Source organism: Streptomyces sp. L2 (assembly GCF_004124325.1).
GTDB lineage: Bacteria > Actinomycetota > Actinomycetes > Streptomycetales > Streptomycetaceae > Streptomyces.
The window spans coordinates 5,940,906-5,958,301 of the sequence record NZ_QBDT01000001.1 but is presented as its reverse complement, the minus strand read 5'-3'; the positions used below and the strand labels follow the sequence as shown (position 1 = coordinate 5,958,301).

15 protein-coding genes are annotated in these 17,396 nt (G+C 71.1%); 1 reads left to right on the top strand and 14 read right to left on the bottom strand.

Annotated features, from left to right (window positions below; all coding sequences use genetic code 11):
* Positions 1–16 precede the first annotated feature (16 nt).
* From DBP14_RS26605 to DBP14_RS26585, 5 genes are all read right to left on the bottom strand, one after another.
* On the bottom strand, positions 17–1,591 hold the full coding sequence (locus DBP14_RS26605; RefSeq protein WP_129309636.1) for a Na+/H+ antiporter: 1,575 nt from the start codon (positions 1,589–1,591) through the stop codon (positions 17–19).
* An 87-nt stretch (positions 1,592–1,678) separates the two neighbouring features.
* Complete coding sequence (locus DBP14_RS26600) at positions 1,679–2,146, bottom strand: GNAT family N-acetyltransferase (protein ID WP_129309635.1); 468 nt, start codon at positions 2,144–2,146, stop codon at positions 1,679–1,681.
* Positions 2,143–3,087: an RluA family pseudouridine synthase gene (locus DBP14_RS26595; protein ID WP_129309634.1), complete on the bottom strand. Its 945-nt coding sequence runs from the start codon at positions 3,085–3,087 to the stop codon at positions 2,143–2,145. Before DBP14_RS26595 ends, DBP14_RS26600 begins: the two co-directional genes overlap by 4 nt.
* A gap of 75 nt (positions 3,088–3,162) precedes the next feature.
* Positions 3,163–3,786, bottom strand: a complete 624-nt coding sequence (gene lspA / locus DBP14_RS26590) for a signal peptidase II (RefSeq protein ID WP_129309633.1) — start codon at positions 3,784–3,786, stop codon at positions 3,163–3,165.
* Between the two features lie 67 nt (positions 3,787–3,853).
* Entirely contained in the window at positions 3,854–4,876 is a 1,023-nt protein-coding gene (locus DBP14_RS26585; protein ID WP_129309632.1) for a TraR/DksA family transcriptional regulator, read from the bottom strand.
* Between the two features lie 571 nt (positions 4,877–5,447).
* On the opposite strand from DBP14_RS26585, the gene ileS reads away from it, so the two are divergent.
* A complete protein-coding gene (gene ileS, locus DBP14_RS26580; protein ID WP_129309631.1) occupies positions 5,448–8,591 on the top strand; it encodes an isoleucine--tRNA ligase in 3,144 nt (1,047 codons plus the stop codon).
* A 218-nt stretch (positions 8,592–8,809) separates the two neighbouring features.
* Here the strand turns inward: ileS and DBP14_RS26575 are convergent, their stop codons facing one another.
* The 9 genes from DBP14_RS26575 to ftsW all read right to left on the bottom strand — a co-directional run bounded on the left by DBP14_RS26575 (position 8,810) and on the right by ftsW (position 17,372).
* Positions 8,810–9,979: a DivIVA domain-containing protein gene (locus DBP14_RS26575; RefSeq protein WP_129309630.1), complete on the bottom strand. Its 1,170-nt coding sequence runs from the start codon at positions 9,977–9,979 to the stop codon at positions 8,810–8,812.
* A 52-nt stretch (positions 9,980–10,031) separates the two neighbouring features.
* Positions 10,032–10,322: a YggT family protein gene (locus DBP14_RS26570; protein WP_129309629.1), complete on the bottom strand. Its 291-nt coding sequence runs from the start codon at positions 10,320–10,322 to the stop codon at positions 10,032–10,034.
* A gap of 50 nt (positions 10,323–10,372) precedes the next feature.
* A complete protein-coding gene (gene sepF, locus DBP14_RS26565) occupies positions 10,373–11,014 on the bottom strand; it encodes a cell division protein SepF (protein WP_129309628.1) in 642 nt (213 codons plus the stop codon).
* A 128-nt stretch (positions 11,015–11,142) separates the two neighbouring features.
* Positions 11,143–11,862 carry a YggS family pyridoxal phosphate-dependent enzyme gene (locus DBP14_RS26560; protein WP_129309627.1) on the bottom strand — a complete coding sequence of 240 codons (720 nt, stop codon included), beginning with the start codon at positions 11,860–11,862 and terminating at the stop codon, positions 11,143–11,145.
* Positions 11,863–11,868: 6 nt separating this feature from the next.
* The gene (gene pgeF / locus DBP14_RS26555; protein WP_129309626.1) at positions 11,869–12,597 is read right to left on the bottom strand and encodes a peptidoglycan editing factor PgeF; all 729 of its coding nucleotides are present in this window, start codon (positions 12,595–12,597) and stop codon (positions 11,869–11,871) included.
* Positions 12,594–13,805 (bottom strand): cell division protein FtsZ, encoded by a 1,212-nt coding sequence (gene ftsZ / locus DBP14_RS26550; protein WP_129309625.1) that lies wholly within the window; start codon positions 13,803–13,805, stop codon positions 12,594–12,596. The genes pgeF and ftsZ overlap by 4 nt, the downstream gene beginning before the upstream one ends.
* A 278-nt stretch (positions 13,806–14,083) precedes the next feature.
* Positions 14,084–14,878, bottom strand: coding sequence for an FtsQ-type POTRA domain-containing protein (locus DBP14_RS26545; protein ID WP_129309624.1), 795 nt, complete (start codon positions 14,876–14,878; stop codon positions 14,084–14,086).
* A 25-nt stretch (positions 14,879–14,903) separates the two neighbouring features.
* A complete protein-coding gene (murG, locus tag DBP14_RS26540; RefSeq protein ID WP_129309623.1) occupies positions 14,904–15,992 on the bottom strand; it encodes an undecaprenyldiphospho-muramoylpentapeptide beta-N-acetylglucosaminyltransferase in 1,089 nt (362 codons plus the stop codon).
* A gap of 6 nt (positions 15,993–15,998) precedes the next feature.
* Positions 15,999–17,372: a putative lipid II flippase FtsW gene (gene ftsW, locus DBP14_RS26535; protein ID WP_129309622.1), complete on the bottom strand. Its 1,374-nt coding sequence runs from the start codon at positions 17,370–17,372 to the stop codon at positions 15,999–16,001.
* Positions 17,373–17,396 lie beyond the last annotated feature (24 nt).

Below are 17,396 nucleotides of genomic sequence, written 5' to 3'. Positions count from 1 at the left end.
GGGTGGGTGAAGAAGGTCACCGCAGGCTGCGCACGTCGAGGTGCCGCAGCACCCGGTCCACGATCTCCGGGTCCGCCCCCGGCTCACTCCGCGCGGCCAGCACCTCATGGCGGGCCGCGCTCATCATCTCCCCCTGGATCCGCCGCACCCGCTTCAGCGACCGCACCCGCTGCTGCCGCTCCTCCTCCCCGATGTCCGGGCTGATCCGGATCCCGATGTCGAACGCCCGTCGCATCATCTGCTCGGCCAGCTCCTCCGGCAGCTCCTCCACCTGCTCGATCTCCCGCAGCCTGCGCCGCGCGGCCTTCGCCGCCCGCACCGCCAGTTCCTTCTCGAACTCCTTCTCCCGCTCGGAGTCGGCCCGCACCCCGAGCCGCCGTACCAGCCACGGCAGGGTCAGCCCCTGGAGCACCAGCGTGGCGATGATCACGCCGAACGCGATGAACACCATCTCGTCCCGGTCGGGGAACGGCGACCCGTCGTCGGTCTTCAGCGGCACCGCCAGCACCAGCGCCACGGAGGCCACCCCGCGCATCCCGGACCACCACATGACGACGGTCTCCCGCCAGCTGACCGGGATCTCCTCGTCGTAGTCCCGCCGGGCGTGCAGCCGTTTCGTCAGCCAGGTAGCCGGCAGCAGCCACAGCAGTCGTACGACGACCACGACACCGACGACCGCGGCCGCCCAGCCGAGCAGTTCGCCCCACCTGCCGGACGCGGTCCGGATCGCGTTGTGCAGTTCGAGACCGATCAGGCCGAACGCGACGCCGGTGACCAGGGTGTCGACGATGTCCCAGAAGGTGTGCCCGGCCAGCCGGGTCATCACGTCGTCGGCGTCGGTGGCGTACTCGGCGAGGAACAGCGCGGTGGTGAGCACGGCGAGCACGCCGGAGCCGTGCAGTTCCTCCGCGACGACGTAGGAGACGTAGGGCACCAGCAGGGTCAGGCCGATCTGGAGGGTCGCGTCCCCGAGGAGGTCCATCAGCTTGTTCGCGCCCCAGCCGAGCGCCAGCCCCACGGCGACCGCGACCACCGCGGACAGCACCAGGTCCAGTCCGGCCCGCCAGGGCGAGAACTCACCGCTGACGGCGGCGGCGATCGCCACGTGGTACAGCACGATGGCCGTGACGTCGTTGAACAGTCCCTCGCCCTCCAGGATGGACACCAGCCGGCGGGGCAGCCCGAGCTGTCCGGCGACGGCGGTCGCGGCGACCGGGTCGGGCGGGGCGATCAGCGCGCCCAGCGCCACGGCGGCGGCCAGCGGCAGCCCGGGCACGATCGCGTTGGCGACGAACGCCACGCAGGCCATGGTCACGAACACCAGGGCCACGGCCAGCAGGAAGATCGGGCGTCTGTTGGCGGCGAACTGACGCCAGGAGGTGCGTCGTACGGCGGCGTAGAGCAGCGGCGGGAGCAGCGCGGGCAGGATCAGTTCGGGCGGGATGTTCACGTCGGGCACGAAGTCGGCCACCGCGAGCGCGCCGCCGAGGAGCGTCATCAGCACCGGCGAGGGCAGCCCGAACCTGTCTCCCACCGGCACGCTCAGCAGGGCCCCGAGCAGCAGCACGAACAGCAGGGCCAACTGATCCACGGCCGGCGCTCCGGGAGTCGACGATCACACAGCGGGCCTCAAGACTGCCACAGCCCCCGCCCCGCCGCCCTGTCCGGCCCTCCGGGGTTACAGGGGGCGGCGCATGGCGCGGTGCGGCATGTCCGCGTCGTCGAACTGCGGTCCGTACGCCGTGTAGCCGAGGCGCTCGTAGAAGCCGAGGGCGTGGGTCTGGGCGTGCAGGTCCACGGCCGTGAGCCCGCGCGCGCGTGCCGCGTCCTCGATGGCCCGCACCAGGGCCACGCCGATGCCCAGTCCGCGCGCCTCGCGGGTGACGGCGAGCCGTCCGAGGGAGCCCACCGAGGCGTCCCCGCCGGTCTTCGCGGCGGCCTGCTCGCCGTGGAGCAGGCGGCCGGTGCCGAGCGGCACGCCGTCGGCGCGGACCGCCAGCACATGGACGGCGACGGCGTCGTAGGCGTCGTACTCGATGTCCTCGGGGACGCCCTGTTCGGCGACGAAGACGGCCTTGCGCACGGCGAAGCACGCGTCCCGGTCGGCGGGGTCCTCGGCGACCCGCAGCGCGTACGGCGTGCTCACGCGTACGTCTCCTCGCGGACCTGGTCCAGCGCCTGGCGCAGGTCCTCGGGGTAGTCGCACGCGAACTGGGTCCACTGGCCGTCGCCCGGGTGCTCGAAGCCGAGCCGGACGGCGTGCAGCCACTGGCGGGTCAGGCGCAGCCGCTTGGCGAGGGTGGGGTCGGCGCCGTAGGTCAGGTCGCCGACGCAGGGGTGGCGGTGGGCGGCCATGTGCACGCGGATCTGGTGGGTGCGGCCGGTCTCCAGCTTCACGTCCAGCAGGGAGGCCGCGCGGAACGCCTCGATGAGGTCGTAGTGCGTCACGGAGGGCTTGCCGTCGGCGGTGACCGCCCACTTGTAGTCGTGCTGCGGGTGGCGGCCGATGGGGGCGTCGATCGTGCCGCTCGTCGGGTCCGGGTGGCCCTGGACGAGGGTGTGGTAGCGCTTGTCGACGGTGCGCTCCTTGAACTGGCGCTTGAGCGAGGTGTACGCCCGCTCCGACTTGGCGACCACCATCAGGCCGGAGGTGCCCACGTCCAGGCGGTGCACGATGCCCTGGCGCTCGGCGGCGCCGGAGGTGGAGATCCGGTACCCGGCGGCGGCGAGGCCGCCGATGACGGTCGGGCCGCTCCAGCCCGGCGAGGGGTGCGCGGCCACGCCGACCGGCTTGACGATCACGACCACGTCGTCGTCGTCGTGCACGATCTCCATGCCCTCGACCGGCTCCGCGACCACCTGGACGGGCGCGGGCGCCTGCGGCATCTCGACCTCCAGCCAGGCGCCGCCCCGCACGCGCTCCGACTTGCCGACCACCGACCCGTCGACCTGGACCTTGCCCGCCGCGGCCAGCTCCGCCGCCTTCGTACGGGAGAAGCCGAACATGCGGGAGATGGCGGCGTCGACGCGCTCGCCCTCCAGGCCGTCGGGCACGGGCAGGGTTCGGATCTCGGGAAGCGTGCTCACCCGTCGAGTATGCCGGACGGGTCGGACCGCCCCGCACGAGCCTGTGGATAACCCCCGGCGAAGGACCTCGGGCGCTCAGTCCTTGTGGACGGTGCCGTCCGGGTCGAGGCCGCGGAAGGACAGCAGCACGATCAGGATGCCGCCGCACACGATCGCCGAGTCCGCCAGGTTGAACACCGCGAAGCCCTTGGGGGCGATGAAGTCGACGACCTCGCCCTCGAAGACGCCGGGCGCGCGGAAGATCCGGTCGGTGAGGTTGCCGAGCGCCCCGCCGAGGAGCAGGCCGAGCGCGATCGCCCAGGGGATGCTGTAGAGCTTGCGGGCGAGGCGGATGATCACGACGATCACGGCGGCCGCGATCACCGTGAAGATCACCGTGAACGCCGCGCCGAAGCCGAAGGCCGCGCCGGGGTTGCGGATCGCGTGCAGCTCCAGCCAGTCACCGATCACCTGGACCGGCGCGTGGTGCTCCAGCTTCTTGACCACGAGCGTCTTGCTGATGAGGTCCAGGGCGTAGGCGAACGCGGCCACCGCGAACAGGACCGCGACACGGCGTCCGCGGCCGGCGCGTCGCTCGGGGGTCTGCTGCTCGCCCTCGCCGGACGCACCGGGGCCGGCGGGCGCCTCGGCCGCCGCCGTCTGCTCGCCGCTGTCGTCCGGGGTGTCCGGCGTACCGATGACGCTCTCCGCCTCTGCCACGTGAGTCCCTCAACCTAGGTGCCTGACTGAGGACGAGACTACGGCACGCCGCGATGGGCGCTCGTGCTCAGTAGCGGCGTTCCTGTTTCTGCTTGCACTCCACGCAGAGGGTGGCCCGCGGGAAGGCCTGCATGCGGGCCTTCCCGATGGGGTTGCCGCAGTTCTCGCACAGGCCGTAGGTGCCGGCGTCCAGCCGGTCCATGGCCCGTTCGGTCTGGACGAGCATCTCGCGCGCGTTGGCGGCCAGGGCCAGTTCGTGCTCGCGCGTGATGTTCTTGGTGCCGGTGTCGGCCTGGTCGTCGCCCGCGCCGTCGCCCGAGTCCCGCATCAGCCCGGCGACGGACTCCTCGGACGAGCTGATCTCGGCCCGCAGCCTCTCCATCTCGGACTGCAGCTCCGCGCGGGCCTCCGCGACCTCTTCCGGGGTCCACGGTTCCTCGCCGGCGCGTACGGCCAGCTCGCCGGGGTCCGCCGCGGCGATCCGCGCCTTGGGGACGGCCTGCGCCGCCGTGGCCGTGCCAGGAGTCTTCTTCGCAACCACCGTCGTGGCTCCCGTCTGCTTCGCGGCCCGCGCCGCGCCCGCCTTCTTGGCCGTGCTCTTCCCCGTCGCCCCCGCAGGGGCACCACCGCCGACGGCAGCTTTCCCGGCGGCCGCCTTCTTCGTGCCGGCCGCCTTCTTGCCGGCGGCTGTCTTCCTGCCCGCTTCCGCACCGGCCGACTCCTCCGCGGCGGCCTTCGTGGCGACGTTCTTCTCCGCGGCCGCCTTCTTGGCGGCCGTTTCCCCGGCAGCGGCCTTCTTGGCCGGCGCCTTCCCGGCGGCCGTTTCCTTCGCGGCCGTTTCCTTCGCCGCCGCCTTCTTGGCCGTCGCTTTCCCGGCTGCCGCCTTCTTGGCGGCCGGTGTCTTCTCAGCCGCCGTCTTCCCGGCCGCCGTCTTCTCAGCCGCCGTCTTCCCGGCCACCGCCTTCTTGGCCGCCGTCTTCTTGGCCGCCGTCTTCTTGGCCGCCGTCTTCTTCGCCGCCTTCTTGGTGGCCGGCCGCGGCTCTCCCCCGGCCCGGCCCGCCGGTGTCAGCGTGGTCTTCTTCGCCACCATGGCCGCGGCCCCTTCACATATTGTGATCTTGCACGCGAATCGTGCTGGGACGATAAATCGACTCGGGAACCGCGGCAACGGGGCACGCCGCCCGATCCGCCCACCCCACGCCCCCGCGCACGCGGTCTGCATGCGTTGTGCCCAGCTCTCCGCCGGGTAATCCGCCGGGGCCGGCCCGCAGAGACAGAAGCCGCGTATCGCGCCATTCGAGTCATTTCGCCCTGGCTTCCGCCGCCGTTCCCGGCCCTCCCGAAAAGCGGTCGGCCGCTGTCCGTGCGGCGCCGTACACTGGGCGGAGCGAAAAGCGTGGATGGGGACGAGTAGCGGCGTACGCGGCCGAGAGCGACCCGGGGACGGTGTGAGCCCGGGGGCGAGCGCGACGTGAAGATCACCCCGGAGCCGCCGGAAGAAAGCCCGGCCATGCCGGTCAGGGCGAGTAGAACCGGTCTCGCGCCCCAATGAGGGGGCTCACCGGTGCACACGACGCACCGGGAGCCAAGGAGGGTGGTACCGCGGGAGCACGGCTCTCGTCCCTCCGACGGAAGGCAGCACATCCGCCGGAGGAAGATCGATGACGCAGTACCGCCAGGTGCCCGCCCAGGTCGACCTGCCCGCGCTCGAGCACGCGGTGCTCGACTTCTGGCGCGAGCAGAAGATCTTTGCCAAGAGCCTGGACCAGTCCGCGGGCCGCCCCGAGTGGGTGTTCTACGAGGGTCCGCCCACCGCCAACGGCATGCCCGGCGCCCACCACATCGAGGCGCGCGTCTTCAAGGACGTCTTCCCCCGCTTCCGCACCATGCGCGGCTACCACGTGGCCCGCAAGGCCGGCTGGGACTGCCACGGCCTGCCCGTCGAGCTGGCGGTGGAGAAGGAGCTGGGCTTCTCCGGCAAGCAGGACATCGAGGCGTACGGCATCGCGGAGTTCAACGCCAAGTGCCGCGAGTCCGTGACCCGGCACACCGACGCCTTCGCCGAGCTGACGACCCGCATGGGCTACTGGGTCGACCTGGACGACGCCTACCGGACCATGGACCCGGAGTACGTGGAGTCGGTCTGGTGGTCGCTGAAGGAGATCTTCGGCAAGGGCCTGCTGGTCCAGGACCACCGCGTCGCCCCCTGGTGCCCGCGCTGCGGCACCGGCCTGTCGGACCACGAGCTGGCGCAGGGCTACGAGACGGTCGTCGACCCCTCGGTCTACGTCCGCTTCCCGCTGACCTCCGGCCCGCTGGCCGGCGAGGCCGCGCTCCTGGTGTGGACGACGACCCCGTGGACCCTGGTGTCCAACACGGCCGTGGCCGCCCACCCGGAGGTCGCCTACGTCGTCGCCACGAACGGCGAGGAGAAGGTCGTCGTCGCCGCCCCGCTGGTCGAGAAGGCGCTCGGCGAGGGCTGGGAGACCACGGGGCAGTCCTTCACGGGCGCGGAGATGGAGCGCTGGACGTACCAGCGCCCGTTCGAGCTGGTCGAGTTCCCGGCAGAGGCCCACTACGTCGTCAACGCCGACTACGTGACCACCGAGGACGGCACGGGTCTGGTCCACCAGTCCCCCGCCTTCGGTGAGGACGACCTCAAGGTCTGCCGCTCCTACGGCCTGCCCGTGGTCAACCCGGTCCGCCCCGACGGCACCTTCGAGGAGGACGTCCCGCTCGTCGGCGGCGTCTTCTTCAAGAAAGCCGACGAACAGCTCACCGCCGACCTCAAGGAGCGCGGCCTGCTCTTCCGGCACCTGCCGTACGAGCACAGCTACCCGCACTGCTGGCGCTGCCACACCGCGCTGCTCTACTACGCGCAGCCCTCCTGGTACATCCGTACGACGGCCGTCAAGGACCGGCTGATCCAGGAGAACGAGGAGACCAACTGGTTCCCCGAGACCGTCAAGCACGGCCGGTACGGGGACTGGCTGAACAACAACATCGACTGGGCGCTGTCCCGCAACCGCTACTGGGGCACCCCGCTGCCGATCTGGCGCTGCGAGGACGACCACCTCACCTGCGTGGGCTCGCGCGCGGAGCTGACCGGGCTGACCGGCACCGACCAGTCGGACCTGGACCCGCACCGCCCGTTCATCGACGAGGTCACCTTCGCCTGCCCGCACGAGGGCTGCGGCAAGACGGCCGCACGCGTGCCGGAGGTCATCGACGCCTGGTACGACTCGGGCTCGATGCCGTTCGCGCAGTGGGGCTACCCGTACAAGAACAAGGACCTGTTCGAGAGCCGGTACCCGGCGCAGTTCATCTCCGAGGCGATCGACCAGACCCGCGGCTGGTTCTACACGCTCATGGCCATCGGCACCCTGGTCTTCGACGAGTCGTCGTACGAGAACGTCGTCTGCCTCGGCCACATCCTCGCCGAGGACGGCCGCAAGATGTCCAAGCACCTGGGCAACATCCTGCAGCCGATCCCGCTCATGGACCAGCACGGCGCGGACGCGGTGCGCTGGTTCATGGCGGCCGGCGGTTCGCCGTGGGCGGCCCGCCGCGTCGGCCACGGCACGATCCAGGAGGTCGTCCGCAAGACGCTCCTGACGTACTGGAACACGGTCGCCTTCCAGGCGCTGTACGCCCGCACGTCCGCCTGGGCGCCGTCCGCCTCCGACCCGGCCCCGGCCGGGCGCCCGCTGCTGGACCGCTGGCTGCTGTCCGAACTGCACGCCCTCACCGACCAGGTGACCCAGGCGCTGGAGGCGTACGACACCCAGCGCGCCGGCAAGCTGCTGTCCGCGTTCGTCGACGACCTGTCGAACTGGTACGTCCGCCGTTCCCGCCGCCGGTTCTGGCAGGGCGACAAGGCCGCGCTGCGCACGCTGCACGAGGTACTGGAGACCGTCACGAAGCTGATGGCGCCGATCACCCCGTTCATCACCGAGCGGGTGTGGCAGGACCTGGTCGTGCCGGTGACCCCCGGCGCCCCGGAGTCGGTGCACCTGGCCGCGTGGCCCGAGGCGGACCTCTCCGCGATCGACCCGGAGCTGTCGAGGCAGATGGTGCTGGTACGGCGCCTGGTGGAGCTGGGCCGTGCCACGCGCGCGGAGTCCGGCGTCAAGACCCGCCAGCCGCTGTCCCGCGCGCTGGTCGCGGCGGCCGGGTTCGACACGCTGGACCGTGAGCTGCACGCGCAGATCACGGAGGAGCTGAACGTGTCCTCCCTGGCCTCGCTCTCCGAGGTCGGCGGCTCGCTCGTCGACACCACCGCCAAGGCCAACTTCCGGGCCCTGGGCAAGCGGTTCGGCAAGCGGGTGCAGGACGTCGCCAAGGCCGTCGCGAACGCCGACGCGGCCGCGCTGTCACTGGCGCTGCGCGCGGGCACGGCGTCCGTGGAGGTCGACGGTGAGACGATCACCCTCGCGCCCGACGAGGTGATCATCACCGAGACCCCGCGCGAGGGCTGGTCGGTGGCGTCCGACTCCGGCGCCACGGTGGCGCTCGACCTGGAGATCACCGAGGAGCTGCGGCAGGCGGGACTCGCCCGCGACGCGATCCGGCTGATCCAGGAAGCCCGCAAGAACAGCGGGCTGGACGTGGCCGACCGCATCGCCCTGCGGTGGACGTCGACCGACCCCGCGGTGATCGCGGCGCTCACCGAGCACGCAGCTCTGATCGCCGAGGAGGTCTTGTCGACCGACTTCCGCCAGGGTGAGGCTGAGGCCGGGGCCGGCTTCGGCGAGCCGTTCGTGGACGAGGGTCTGTCCCTGACGTTCCGGCTGCGCAAGGCGTAGGCACGGGGTGCCGAGGAGGCGCCCTCAGTGCAGTGGACGTGCGCGGTTCCCCGCGCCCTGAAGGAGTTGCTCAGCAGCAACTCAAGGGGCGCGGGGAACCGCGCACGATGCGTTTACCCACCCGCACAACGAAAAGTGGCCCGGCCTCCGAAACCAGAGGCCGAACCACTTCTCAGACGCTGCCGACGCCGTTGTCGTACCGGTCTACCAAAAGACCCTCAGTTGTCGTCCTCGTCGATCAGGAACCCCCGCATCGGCGAGGGTGCCTGCCCCATCGGGGACGGGCCCTGCGGACGGACCGGGGCCATGGGCTGGGTCATGGCCGGGGTCATCTGCTGCTGGCCGCCGTAGGACGGGGCCGACGGGCCGGGGTTGCCGCCCATCGTCTGGTTGCCGCCGTACGACGGGGCGCTCGCGCCGGCCGGTGCCATGGAGGGCGCCGGGGACGGCGGCAGCGAGGCGGTCGCCGGGGTGCGCGGCGGGGCCAGGGAGTCGTCGGCCTGCGTCTCCAGCTGGCGCAGCTGGGACTCCAGGTACGACTTCAGCCGCGTGCGGTACTCGCGCTCGAAGCCGCGCAGGTCCTCGACCTTGCGCTCCAGCGTGGCGCGGGCGGACTCCAGGGAGCCCATCGCGACGCGGTGCTTCTCCTGCGCGTCCCGCTCCAGGGCGTCCGCCTTGGCACGGGCGTCACGCTCCAGACCCTCGGCGCGGCTGCGGGCCTCGCCGACGATCTTGTTGGCCTCGGAACGGGCCTCGGCGATCGCCTGGTCGGCGGTCTGCTGGGCCAGAGAGAGGACACGGGCGGCACTGTCGCCGCCGGGGCCCTGACCGGGGCCGCCCATCGGACCGCCCATGGGGCCGCCCATCGGGTGCTGCTGCATGGGCGGCTGGCCGCCCATCGGGCCCTGACCCATCGGGCCCTGACCCATCGGGCCCTGCCCCATCGGCCCCTGCCCCATCGGACCCTGCCCCATCGGCCCCTGGCCCATCGGGCCGGGACCCTGCGGGCCGCCCTGACCGCCGGGGCCGGCGGGCAGCTGCGGGGCGCCGCTCGGCAGCTGGGGCGGGCCACCCATGGGGCCGCCCATCTGCTGCTGCGGCGGGCCCGATATGCCGGCGGGCACCGGCGCGCCGGGACCTCGCATGCCCTGCTGCGGCGGATGTGGCTGATCCTGCTCGGGAGGTTTGCGCATGTTCTGCTGGTTCTGGGCAGCAGCGCGCGTGGCCGCGGCCAGCTTGGCGCGCAGGTCCTCGTTCTCGCGGAGCAGACGGGTCAGTTCGGCTTCGACCTCGTCGAGGAAGGCATCGACCTCGTCCTCGTCATAGCCTTCTCGGAGGCGGACGGTCGTGAACTGCTTGTTCCGCACGTCCTCGGGGGTCAACGGCATCTCTTCACCTCAACGTAGTCATCGGCAGTCGGCAAGACCGGTTCGTCCGTCCTCATCTCACGAAGTTCCCAGCGACAGAGATGAGAATGTAGACGATGATCATCAGTACGAAGAAGGACAGGTCGAGCGCCACGCCCCCGAGACGCAGCGGCGGGATGAACCGCCGCAGAAGCTTCAGCGGTGGATCGGTGACAGTGTAGGTGGCCTCCAGGACGACCACCATCGCCTTGCCGGGTTGCCACGAGCGGGCGAACTGGAAGACGTAGTCCATGACCAGCCGGAAGATCAGCACGATGAGGAACACCATCAGCGCGATGTAGATCACCTGCGCGAACACGCTCATGGCCTGGCTTTCCCTCTCCCCTGTTCCGTGCTTGTTTCCGGTGGTACGTCTCAGCTCTGGTTGAAGAACCCGCCCTCTGCGATGCGGGCCTTGTCCTCCGCCGTGACATCGACGTTAGCAGGCGACAACAGGAACACCTTCTGCGTCACCCGCTCGATGCTGCCGTGAAGACCAAACACCAAACCGGCCGCAAAGTCGACAAGTCGCTTGGCGTCTGTGTCATCCATCTCAGTCAGATTCATGATCACCGGGGTGCCCTCACGGAAGTGTTCCCCGATGGTACGGGCCTCGTTGTAGGTCCGGGGGTGAAGCGTGGTGATCCGGTACGGCTCTCGTTCGGACACGACCTTGGGCATGATCACCGGTGCGTTCTTCTCCAGGGACTGACGTTCTTGTGTGATGGACGCCACGGGCGCGATGCGCGCCGGACGCCCGGATTCCGCGGCGAGCGACGTGGAGTGGGAGACCGGATCGCGCGGCGCCGGAGGCTGCACCACCCGGACCGATTCGTCCCTTTGGGACTGGTGTGCACCATGAGACTGGTGCACCACTTCGTGCCGTCGGTGGTCCCGCTCGGGCTCCGGGTCCAGTTCGGGCTCGAAGTCGTCGTCTGGGTCGAATCCGCGGCCGTCGTACCCATCGTCCTCCACGAGGCCGAGGTAGACCGCCATCTTGCGCATCGCGCCGGCCATGCTCTGAGTCCTCCGCTCTGTGGTGGATCGACTGACGACGTGCCAAGTGCCCGCGATCCACGTGGTCGTTGTGCCGTCATCGGCGGCATTGACCATATTTTCTGCTGTGGTCCGACTTCCTGGCGACGTTACCCGAGCCTGGGGCGGACTCCGAGTACCGCGCTGCCGACGCGCACATGTGTCGCTCCGGCGGCCACGGCCTGCTCGAGGTCCGCACTCATCCCCGCTGACACCATGGTTGCAGCCGGATGGGCTCGGCGCAGGTCAGTCGACAAATCCATGAGCCGCTGGAACGCCGCCTGTTCGCGTCCCGCGTACTCCCCGGTGAGCGGGGCGACGGTCATCAGCCCGTCGAGCCGCAGCCCGGGGGCCCCGGCGACCAGCTCGGCCAACTCCCCGACACCGCCCGGTGCCACGCCTCCGCGCTCGCCCCGTTCCGCGGCGCCGGCGTCCAGCGCGACCTGGATCAGGCAGCCCACCTCGCGCTCCGTCCGCACCGCCTCCCTCGACAGCGCCGCGACGAGCCGGTCCCGGTCGACGGACTGCACGACATCGGCGTAGCCGACCACGGAACGGACCTTGTTGGTCTGCAACTGGCCGACAAAATGCCATTTCAGGGGCAGATCGGCACAGGCGACGGCCTTCGGGGCGGCGTCCTGGTCGCGGTTCTCGGCGACCAGACGCACACCGAGTTCCGACAGGATCCGCACATCGCTCGCCGGGTAGGTCTTGGTGACCACGATCAGGGTCACCTCCTCCCGCTTGCGCCCGGCCGCGACGCAGGCGGCGGTGATGCGGTCCTCCACATGCGCCAGATTCGTGGCGATTTCGGTCTTACGGTCCGTCATGCCTCATCAGTCCAGCCAGACGTAGCTCGCGAGCCGCCCGGTGGCGCGGTCGCGGCGGTACGAGAAGTGGTCGCCCGATTCCAGCGTGCACACCGGCGCGTGCGCCAGGTCGCGCACGCCGAGCCGGTCGAGCTGTGCGCGCACGCCGGCGCTCACGTCGACGGCCGGTGTCCCCCAGCTCGTCTCGGCGTGCGCCGCCGGCTCGACGGCGGCCACCTCGGCGCGCATCGCCGCCGGCACCTCGTAGCACCGGCCGCAGACGGCCGGCCCGGTGCGGGCGACGATCCGGGCCGGGTCGGCGCCGAGTTCCGCCATGGCCCGTACGACGGCGGGGACCACGCCCTCGACCAGTCCGGGCCGGCCCGCGTGGGCCGCGCCGGCGATCCCGGCGACCGGGTCGGCGAGCAGCACCGGCAGGCAGTCGGCGGTGAGGACGGCGAGGGCGAGTCCGCGGCGGGCGGTGACGACCGCGTCGACCTCCGGTGCGGGCCTGTCACCCCAGGGCGCCTCGACGACCTCGACGTCGGCGCCATGCACCTGGTGCATCCAGACGACCCGGGCGGGGTCGAGGCCGAGCGACGTGGCCGCCAGTTCCCGGTTGGTCCGGACCGCTCCGGGCTCGTCGCCGACGGCCCCGCCGAGGTTCAGCTCCTCATACGGAGCGGCGCTCACCCCGCCCCACCGGTCGGTGAAGGCGAAGTGCGCGCCGCTCACGCTCTCGCGCTGTCCTATCACTTGAGGAAGTCCGGCACGTCCAGTTCCTCGGCCGAGCTGTCCGAGTAGGTCCGCGGCGCGGGCGGGACCGCCGGGGTGACGGTGACGTCGGCCACCGGCTCGGGCGTCTGCTCCGGCTCCTCCTTCGGCGTCACGCTGCCGAGCGAGCCGAAGGACGGGCGGCTGCTCTCGGGCTGCCGGGCCGGCGCGGGCTCCTCGCGGCGGGGCGCGGAGGTGGAGGAGGAGGCGGAGCCGAGGACGTTGTCCCGGCGGGCCGGCGGCTGGCCGCCGTCGAAGCCGGCCGCGATGACGGTGACCCGGACCTCGTCGCCGAGGGCGTCGTCGATGACGGCGCCGAAGATGATGTTGGCCTCCGGGTGGGCGGCCTCGCTGACCAGCTGGGCGGCCTCGTTGATCTCGAACAGGCCGAGGTCGGAGCCGCCGGAGATGGAGAGCAGCACACCGCGGGCGCCGTCGATGGACGCCTCCAGCAGCGGGGAGGAGATCGCCATCTCGGCGGCGGCCACCGCGCGGTCGTCGCCGCGGGCCGAGCCGATGCCCATGAGGGCGGAGCCGGCCTCGGACATGACCGACTTGACGTCGGCGAAGTCGAGGTTGATCAGGCCGGGGGTGGTGATGAGGTCGGTGATGCCCTGCACACCGGAGAGCAGGACCTGGTCCGCCGACTTGAAGGCGTCGAGGACCGAGACCTGGCGGTCCGAGATGGACAGCAGCCGGTCGTTGGGGATGACGATGAGGGTGTCGACCTCTTCGCGGAGTTCGGCGATGCCGTCCTCGGCCTGGTTCGCGCGGCGCCGTCCCTCGAAGGTGAACGGGCGCGTGACCACGCCGATCGTGAGGGCGCCGAGCGAGCGCGCGATGTTGGCCACGACGGGCGCGCCGCCGGTGCCGGTGCCGCCGCCTTCACCGGCCGTGACGAAGACCATGTCGGCCCCCTTGAGGACCTCCTCGATCTCCTCGCGGTGGTCCTCGGCGGCCTTGCGGCCGACGGCCGGGTTGGCGCCGGCGCCGAGTCCGCGGGTCAGTTCGCGGCCGACGTCGAGCTTGACGTCGGCGTCGCTCATCAACAGCGCCTGTGCGTCGGTGTTGATGGCGATGAACTCGACACCCTTGAGACCGACTTCGATCATCCGGTTGATGGCATTGACACCACCGCCGCCGACACCGATGACCTTGATGACTGCGAGGTAGTTCTGCGGTGCTGCCACGTCGAAGGCCTCTCGCCTCGAATTACGTTGTCGCCGCCGAGCGGTGTCCCGCGCCGGGACGACGGATGCCGAATGGGACGGTCCGAACGCCGACCCGAACCCTAACCCTGAAGTTTAGGGTTACCAGTGTGTCTGTTCCCTGGAGTCTTCTGAACAGGACACTAAGTCGACAAGTGGCGCCCGTTCAACGAACACGCCGAACCTCCCGTTTTTCTTTTCACCCTATGTGATCAGGCGTAGCAGTGCCCAACCAGGGTGCTGGCCTGCGCTGATGTGCGTCAACTCCCCGATGACGCAGGGGCGGTGGGCACACTCACGTCGAAGTGCCGCGCGTCCGGAGCTGCTTTCATGAGTGCTGTGAGGACCCGTGCCTTGTCGCGGCCGTTCTCGCCGCTGCCCCACAGCACCGTGCGGCCACCGCTCAACTCCAGCGAGACGGCGTCGTAGGAGCGGATTTGGAGGGTCCGGGTGTCCTGGGCGACGGCGGCCGGGAGGTCGCCCGCCACGGTGACCGCCTCGCGCACCAGCCGATCGGTGCCGAAGCGCCGGAAACTCGCGGCGGCCGAACCCGAACGGGAAGCTGTCAGTTCCAGCAGCGGAACGTTCTTCGGAGCCTGTGAAACCGTGGCGAACCGGACGCCCTTGTGGTCGACTTCGACATAGTTCCCGGCCTTGCGGACGAGGAGCACGGGCGTACGCTCCGTCACCCTCAGCCCGATCCCGTGCGGCCAGGACCGGACGACGTCGACCGTGTCGATGCGGGGCAGTTTCTGGCGGAGCCGGGCCTCGATGGCGTCCGTGTCGACGGAGATCATGGGATCGCCGACCGGGACGGAGGCGGCCTCGCGCACGTCGGCGGGGGTCAGCACCCGGGTGCCGGAGACCGAGACGCGCTCGACGCGCAGCCAGTTGGAGCCGTACAACGCCCAGAGGGCGCCCGCGCTGAGGAGCACGACGAGCACCGCCAGGATGACGATCGTACGAACGCGCGGCCTGCGCCACCGGCGGGCGGGCGGCGGGCCGGACGACTCCTGCTGGCGTTCACCGCGCTCGGCGGTAGTCGGTCCGGCCACCTCACTGCCCTTTCGTCATACGGTCCTATCGGCGTGAGGCGATCGCCTCGTACACCATGCCGACGAGCAGGTCGTCGGCGTCCCGGCGGCCGAACTCACCGGCGGCGCGGGACATCTCGTACAGCCGGTGCGGGTCGGCGAGCACGGGCAGCACGTTGTGCTGCACCCACTCGGGCGTGAGGTCCGCGTCGTCGACGAGGAGTCCGCCCCCGGCCTTGACCACCGGCTGGGCGTTCAGCCGCTGTTCGCCGTTGCCGATGGGCAGCGGGACGTAGGCGGCCGGGAGTCCGACGGCGGAGAGTTCGGCGACGGTCATCGCGCCCGCGCGGCACAGCATCATGTCGGCCGCGGCGTACGCGAGGTCCATCCGGTCCAGGTAACTTACCGGGATATAGGGCGGCATACCCGGCATCTGGTGCACCTGCGGCAGTTCATTCTTCGGACCGACCGCGTGCAGGATCTGGATACCGGCCTGCTGGAGCCAGGGAGCGACCTGCTGGACCACCTCGTTGAGGCGGCGGGCGCCCTGCGAGCCGCCCGAGACGAGCAGCGTGGGCAGATTCGGGTCGAGGCCGAAGCGGTGGCGCGCCTCGGGGCGGGCGGCCGCGCGGTCCAGGGTGGCGATGGCGCGGCGCAGCGGGATGCCGATGTAGCGGGCGTCACGCAGCTTGCTGTCCGGGGTGGACACGGCGACGCGGGCCGCGTACCGGGAGCCGATCTTGTTGGCCAGTCCGGGCCGGGCGTTGGCCTCGTGGATCACGATGGGCACGCCGAGGCGCTTGGCGGCCAGGTAGCCGGGCAGGGCGACGTAGCCGCCGAAGCCGACCACGGCGTCCGCCTTGGTGCGCTCCAGGATCTGCTCGGCGGCCTTGATCGTGCCGCGCAGCCGGCCCGGGACGGTGATCAGCTCGGGGGTGGGCTTGCGCGGCAGCGGCACGGCCGGGATCAGCGCCAGCTCGTAGCCCCGCTCGGGGACGAGCCGGGTCTCCAGGCCCCGCTCCGTGCCGAGGGCCGTGATGCCCACGGTCGGGTCCTGCCTGCGCAGGGCGTCCGCGAGGGCGAGCGCGGGCTCGATGTGGCCCGCGGTACCTCCGCCGGCGAGTACGACATGCACCGAAATTCACCGCTCTCCGGACGAACGCGCCGTGGTGGCACGCCGTCGCATCGTGTTCCATCTCCGTGGTTCCCGGCCGGACGTGCGCCCGGTGCGGGAACCTCCCGCCCGCTTTCTACCAAAGCGAGGTTGCCGCATCGCAAGCGCCGCCCGTGCGGCGGGCTCGTCCCGCGCGAAGGCGATCAGCAGCCCGACGGCGAACATGGTCGGCAGCAGGGCGGAACCCCCGTAGGAGAACAGCGGGAGGGGGACACCGGCGATCGGCAGCAGGCCGAGCACCGCACCGATGTTGATCACTGCCTGGGCGGTGATCCAGGTGGTCACACCTCCCGCGGCATACCTCACGAAGGGGTCCTCCGTGCGTCCGGCCACGCGGATACCCGCATAGCCTAGAGCCGCGAACAGGGCGAGCACCGACAGTGTTCCCGCCAGGCCCAGTTCCTCACCGGTGACGGCGAAGATGAAGTCGGTGTGGGCTTCGGGCAGTTGGCCCCATTTCTCCACACTCGCACCGAGCCCGGAGCCAAAGATTCCACCGGAGGCGAGGGCGTAGATGCCGTGCACGGCCTGCCAGCAGTCGGCACCGGAGGTCTTGGGCCGGGTGGCGCCGATGCAGGCGAGGCGGGCCATCCGGTTGGGGCTGGTCCTGATCAGCAGCACGCCGATCGCGCCGGCGACGGAGAGCACGCCGACGAACAGCCGGGTCGGGGCGCCGGCCAGCCACAGCAGGCCGAACAGGATCGCGGTGAGGATGATCGCCGTGCCCATGTCGCCGCCGAGCATGATCAGCCCGAGGAGCAGGAAGGCGACCGGGACCAGGGGCACCAGCATGTGCTTCCACTGGGTCAGCAGCTTCTTCTCGTGCTTGCGGGCGATCAGGTCCGCGCCCCACAGCACCAGGGCGAGCTTGCCGAACTCGCTGGGCTGGATCTGGAAGGAGCCGCCGAGGGAGATCCAGTTCTGGTTGCCGTTGACCGCCATCCCTATCCCCGGCACCTGCACCAGGGCCATGAGGAAGACGGCGCCGGCCAGGATCGGGTAGGCGAGCGCCCGGTGCAGCCTGACCGGCATGCGGGCGGCCGCGAGGAGCAGGGCGCCGCCGATGAGCGCGGCGAGGGCCTGCTTGCGGAAGAAGTACGACCCGGGCAGCGACAGCTGCAGCGCGGTGATCTGGGAGGCCGAGTAGACCATCACCAGGCCGAGCACGGTGATCAGCAGACTGCCGCCGAGGATCAGGTAGTAGGCGGTCAGCGGCCGGTCCCAGGCCTTCCGCGCGCGCGTGAGGAACCGCTGGAAGGGGTTCTCGCGCGGCGTGCGGGCCACCGCTGGGCGCCGGGACGCCCGCTGTACGGGCGGGCGTCCGGTACGGCTACCGGGCATGGGCGCCTCCACTGAACGTCGACC

Excerpts from the sequence above, each read along its gene's own strand:
- DBP14_RS26585 (WP_129309632.1), bottom strand. The coding sequence starts at position 4,876 with ATGGTGGCGAAGAAGACCACGCTGACACCGGCGGGCCGGGCCGGGGGA.
- ileS (WP_129309631.1), top strand. The coding sequence starts at position 5,448 with ATGACGCAGTACCGCCAGGTGCCCGCCCAGGTCGACCTGCCCGCGCTC.
- DBP14_RS26575 (WP_129309630.1), bottom strand. The coding sequence starts at position 9,979 with ATGCCGTTGACCCCCGAGGACGTGCGGAACAAGCAGTTCACGACCGTC.
- DBP14_RS26570 (WP_129309629.1), bottom strand. The coding sequence starts at position 10,322 with ATGAGCGTGTTCGCGCAGGTGATCTACATCGCGCTGATGGTGTTCCTC.
- sepF (WP_129309628.1), bottom strand. The coding sequence starts at position 11,014 with ATGGCCGGCGCGATGCGCAAGATGGCGGTCTACCTCGGCCTCGTGGAG.
- DBP14_RS26560 (WP_129309627.1), bottom strand. The coding sequence starts at position 11,862 with ATGACGGACCGTAAGACCGAAATCGCCACGAATCTGGCGCATGTGGAG.
- ftsW (WP_129309622.1), bottom strand. The coding sequence starts at position 17,372 with ATGCCCGGTAGCCGTACCGGACGCCCGCCCGTACAGCGGGCGTCCCGG.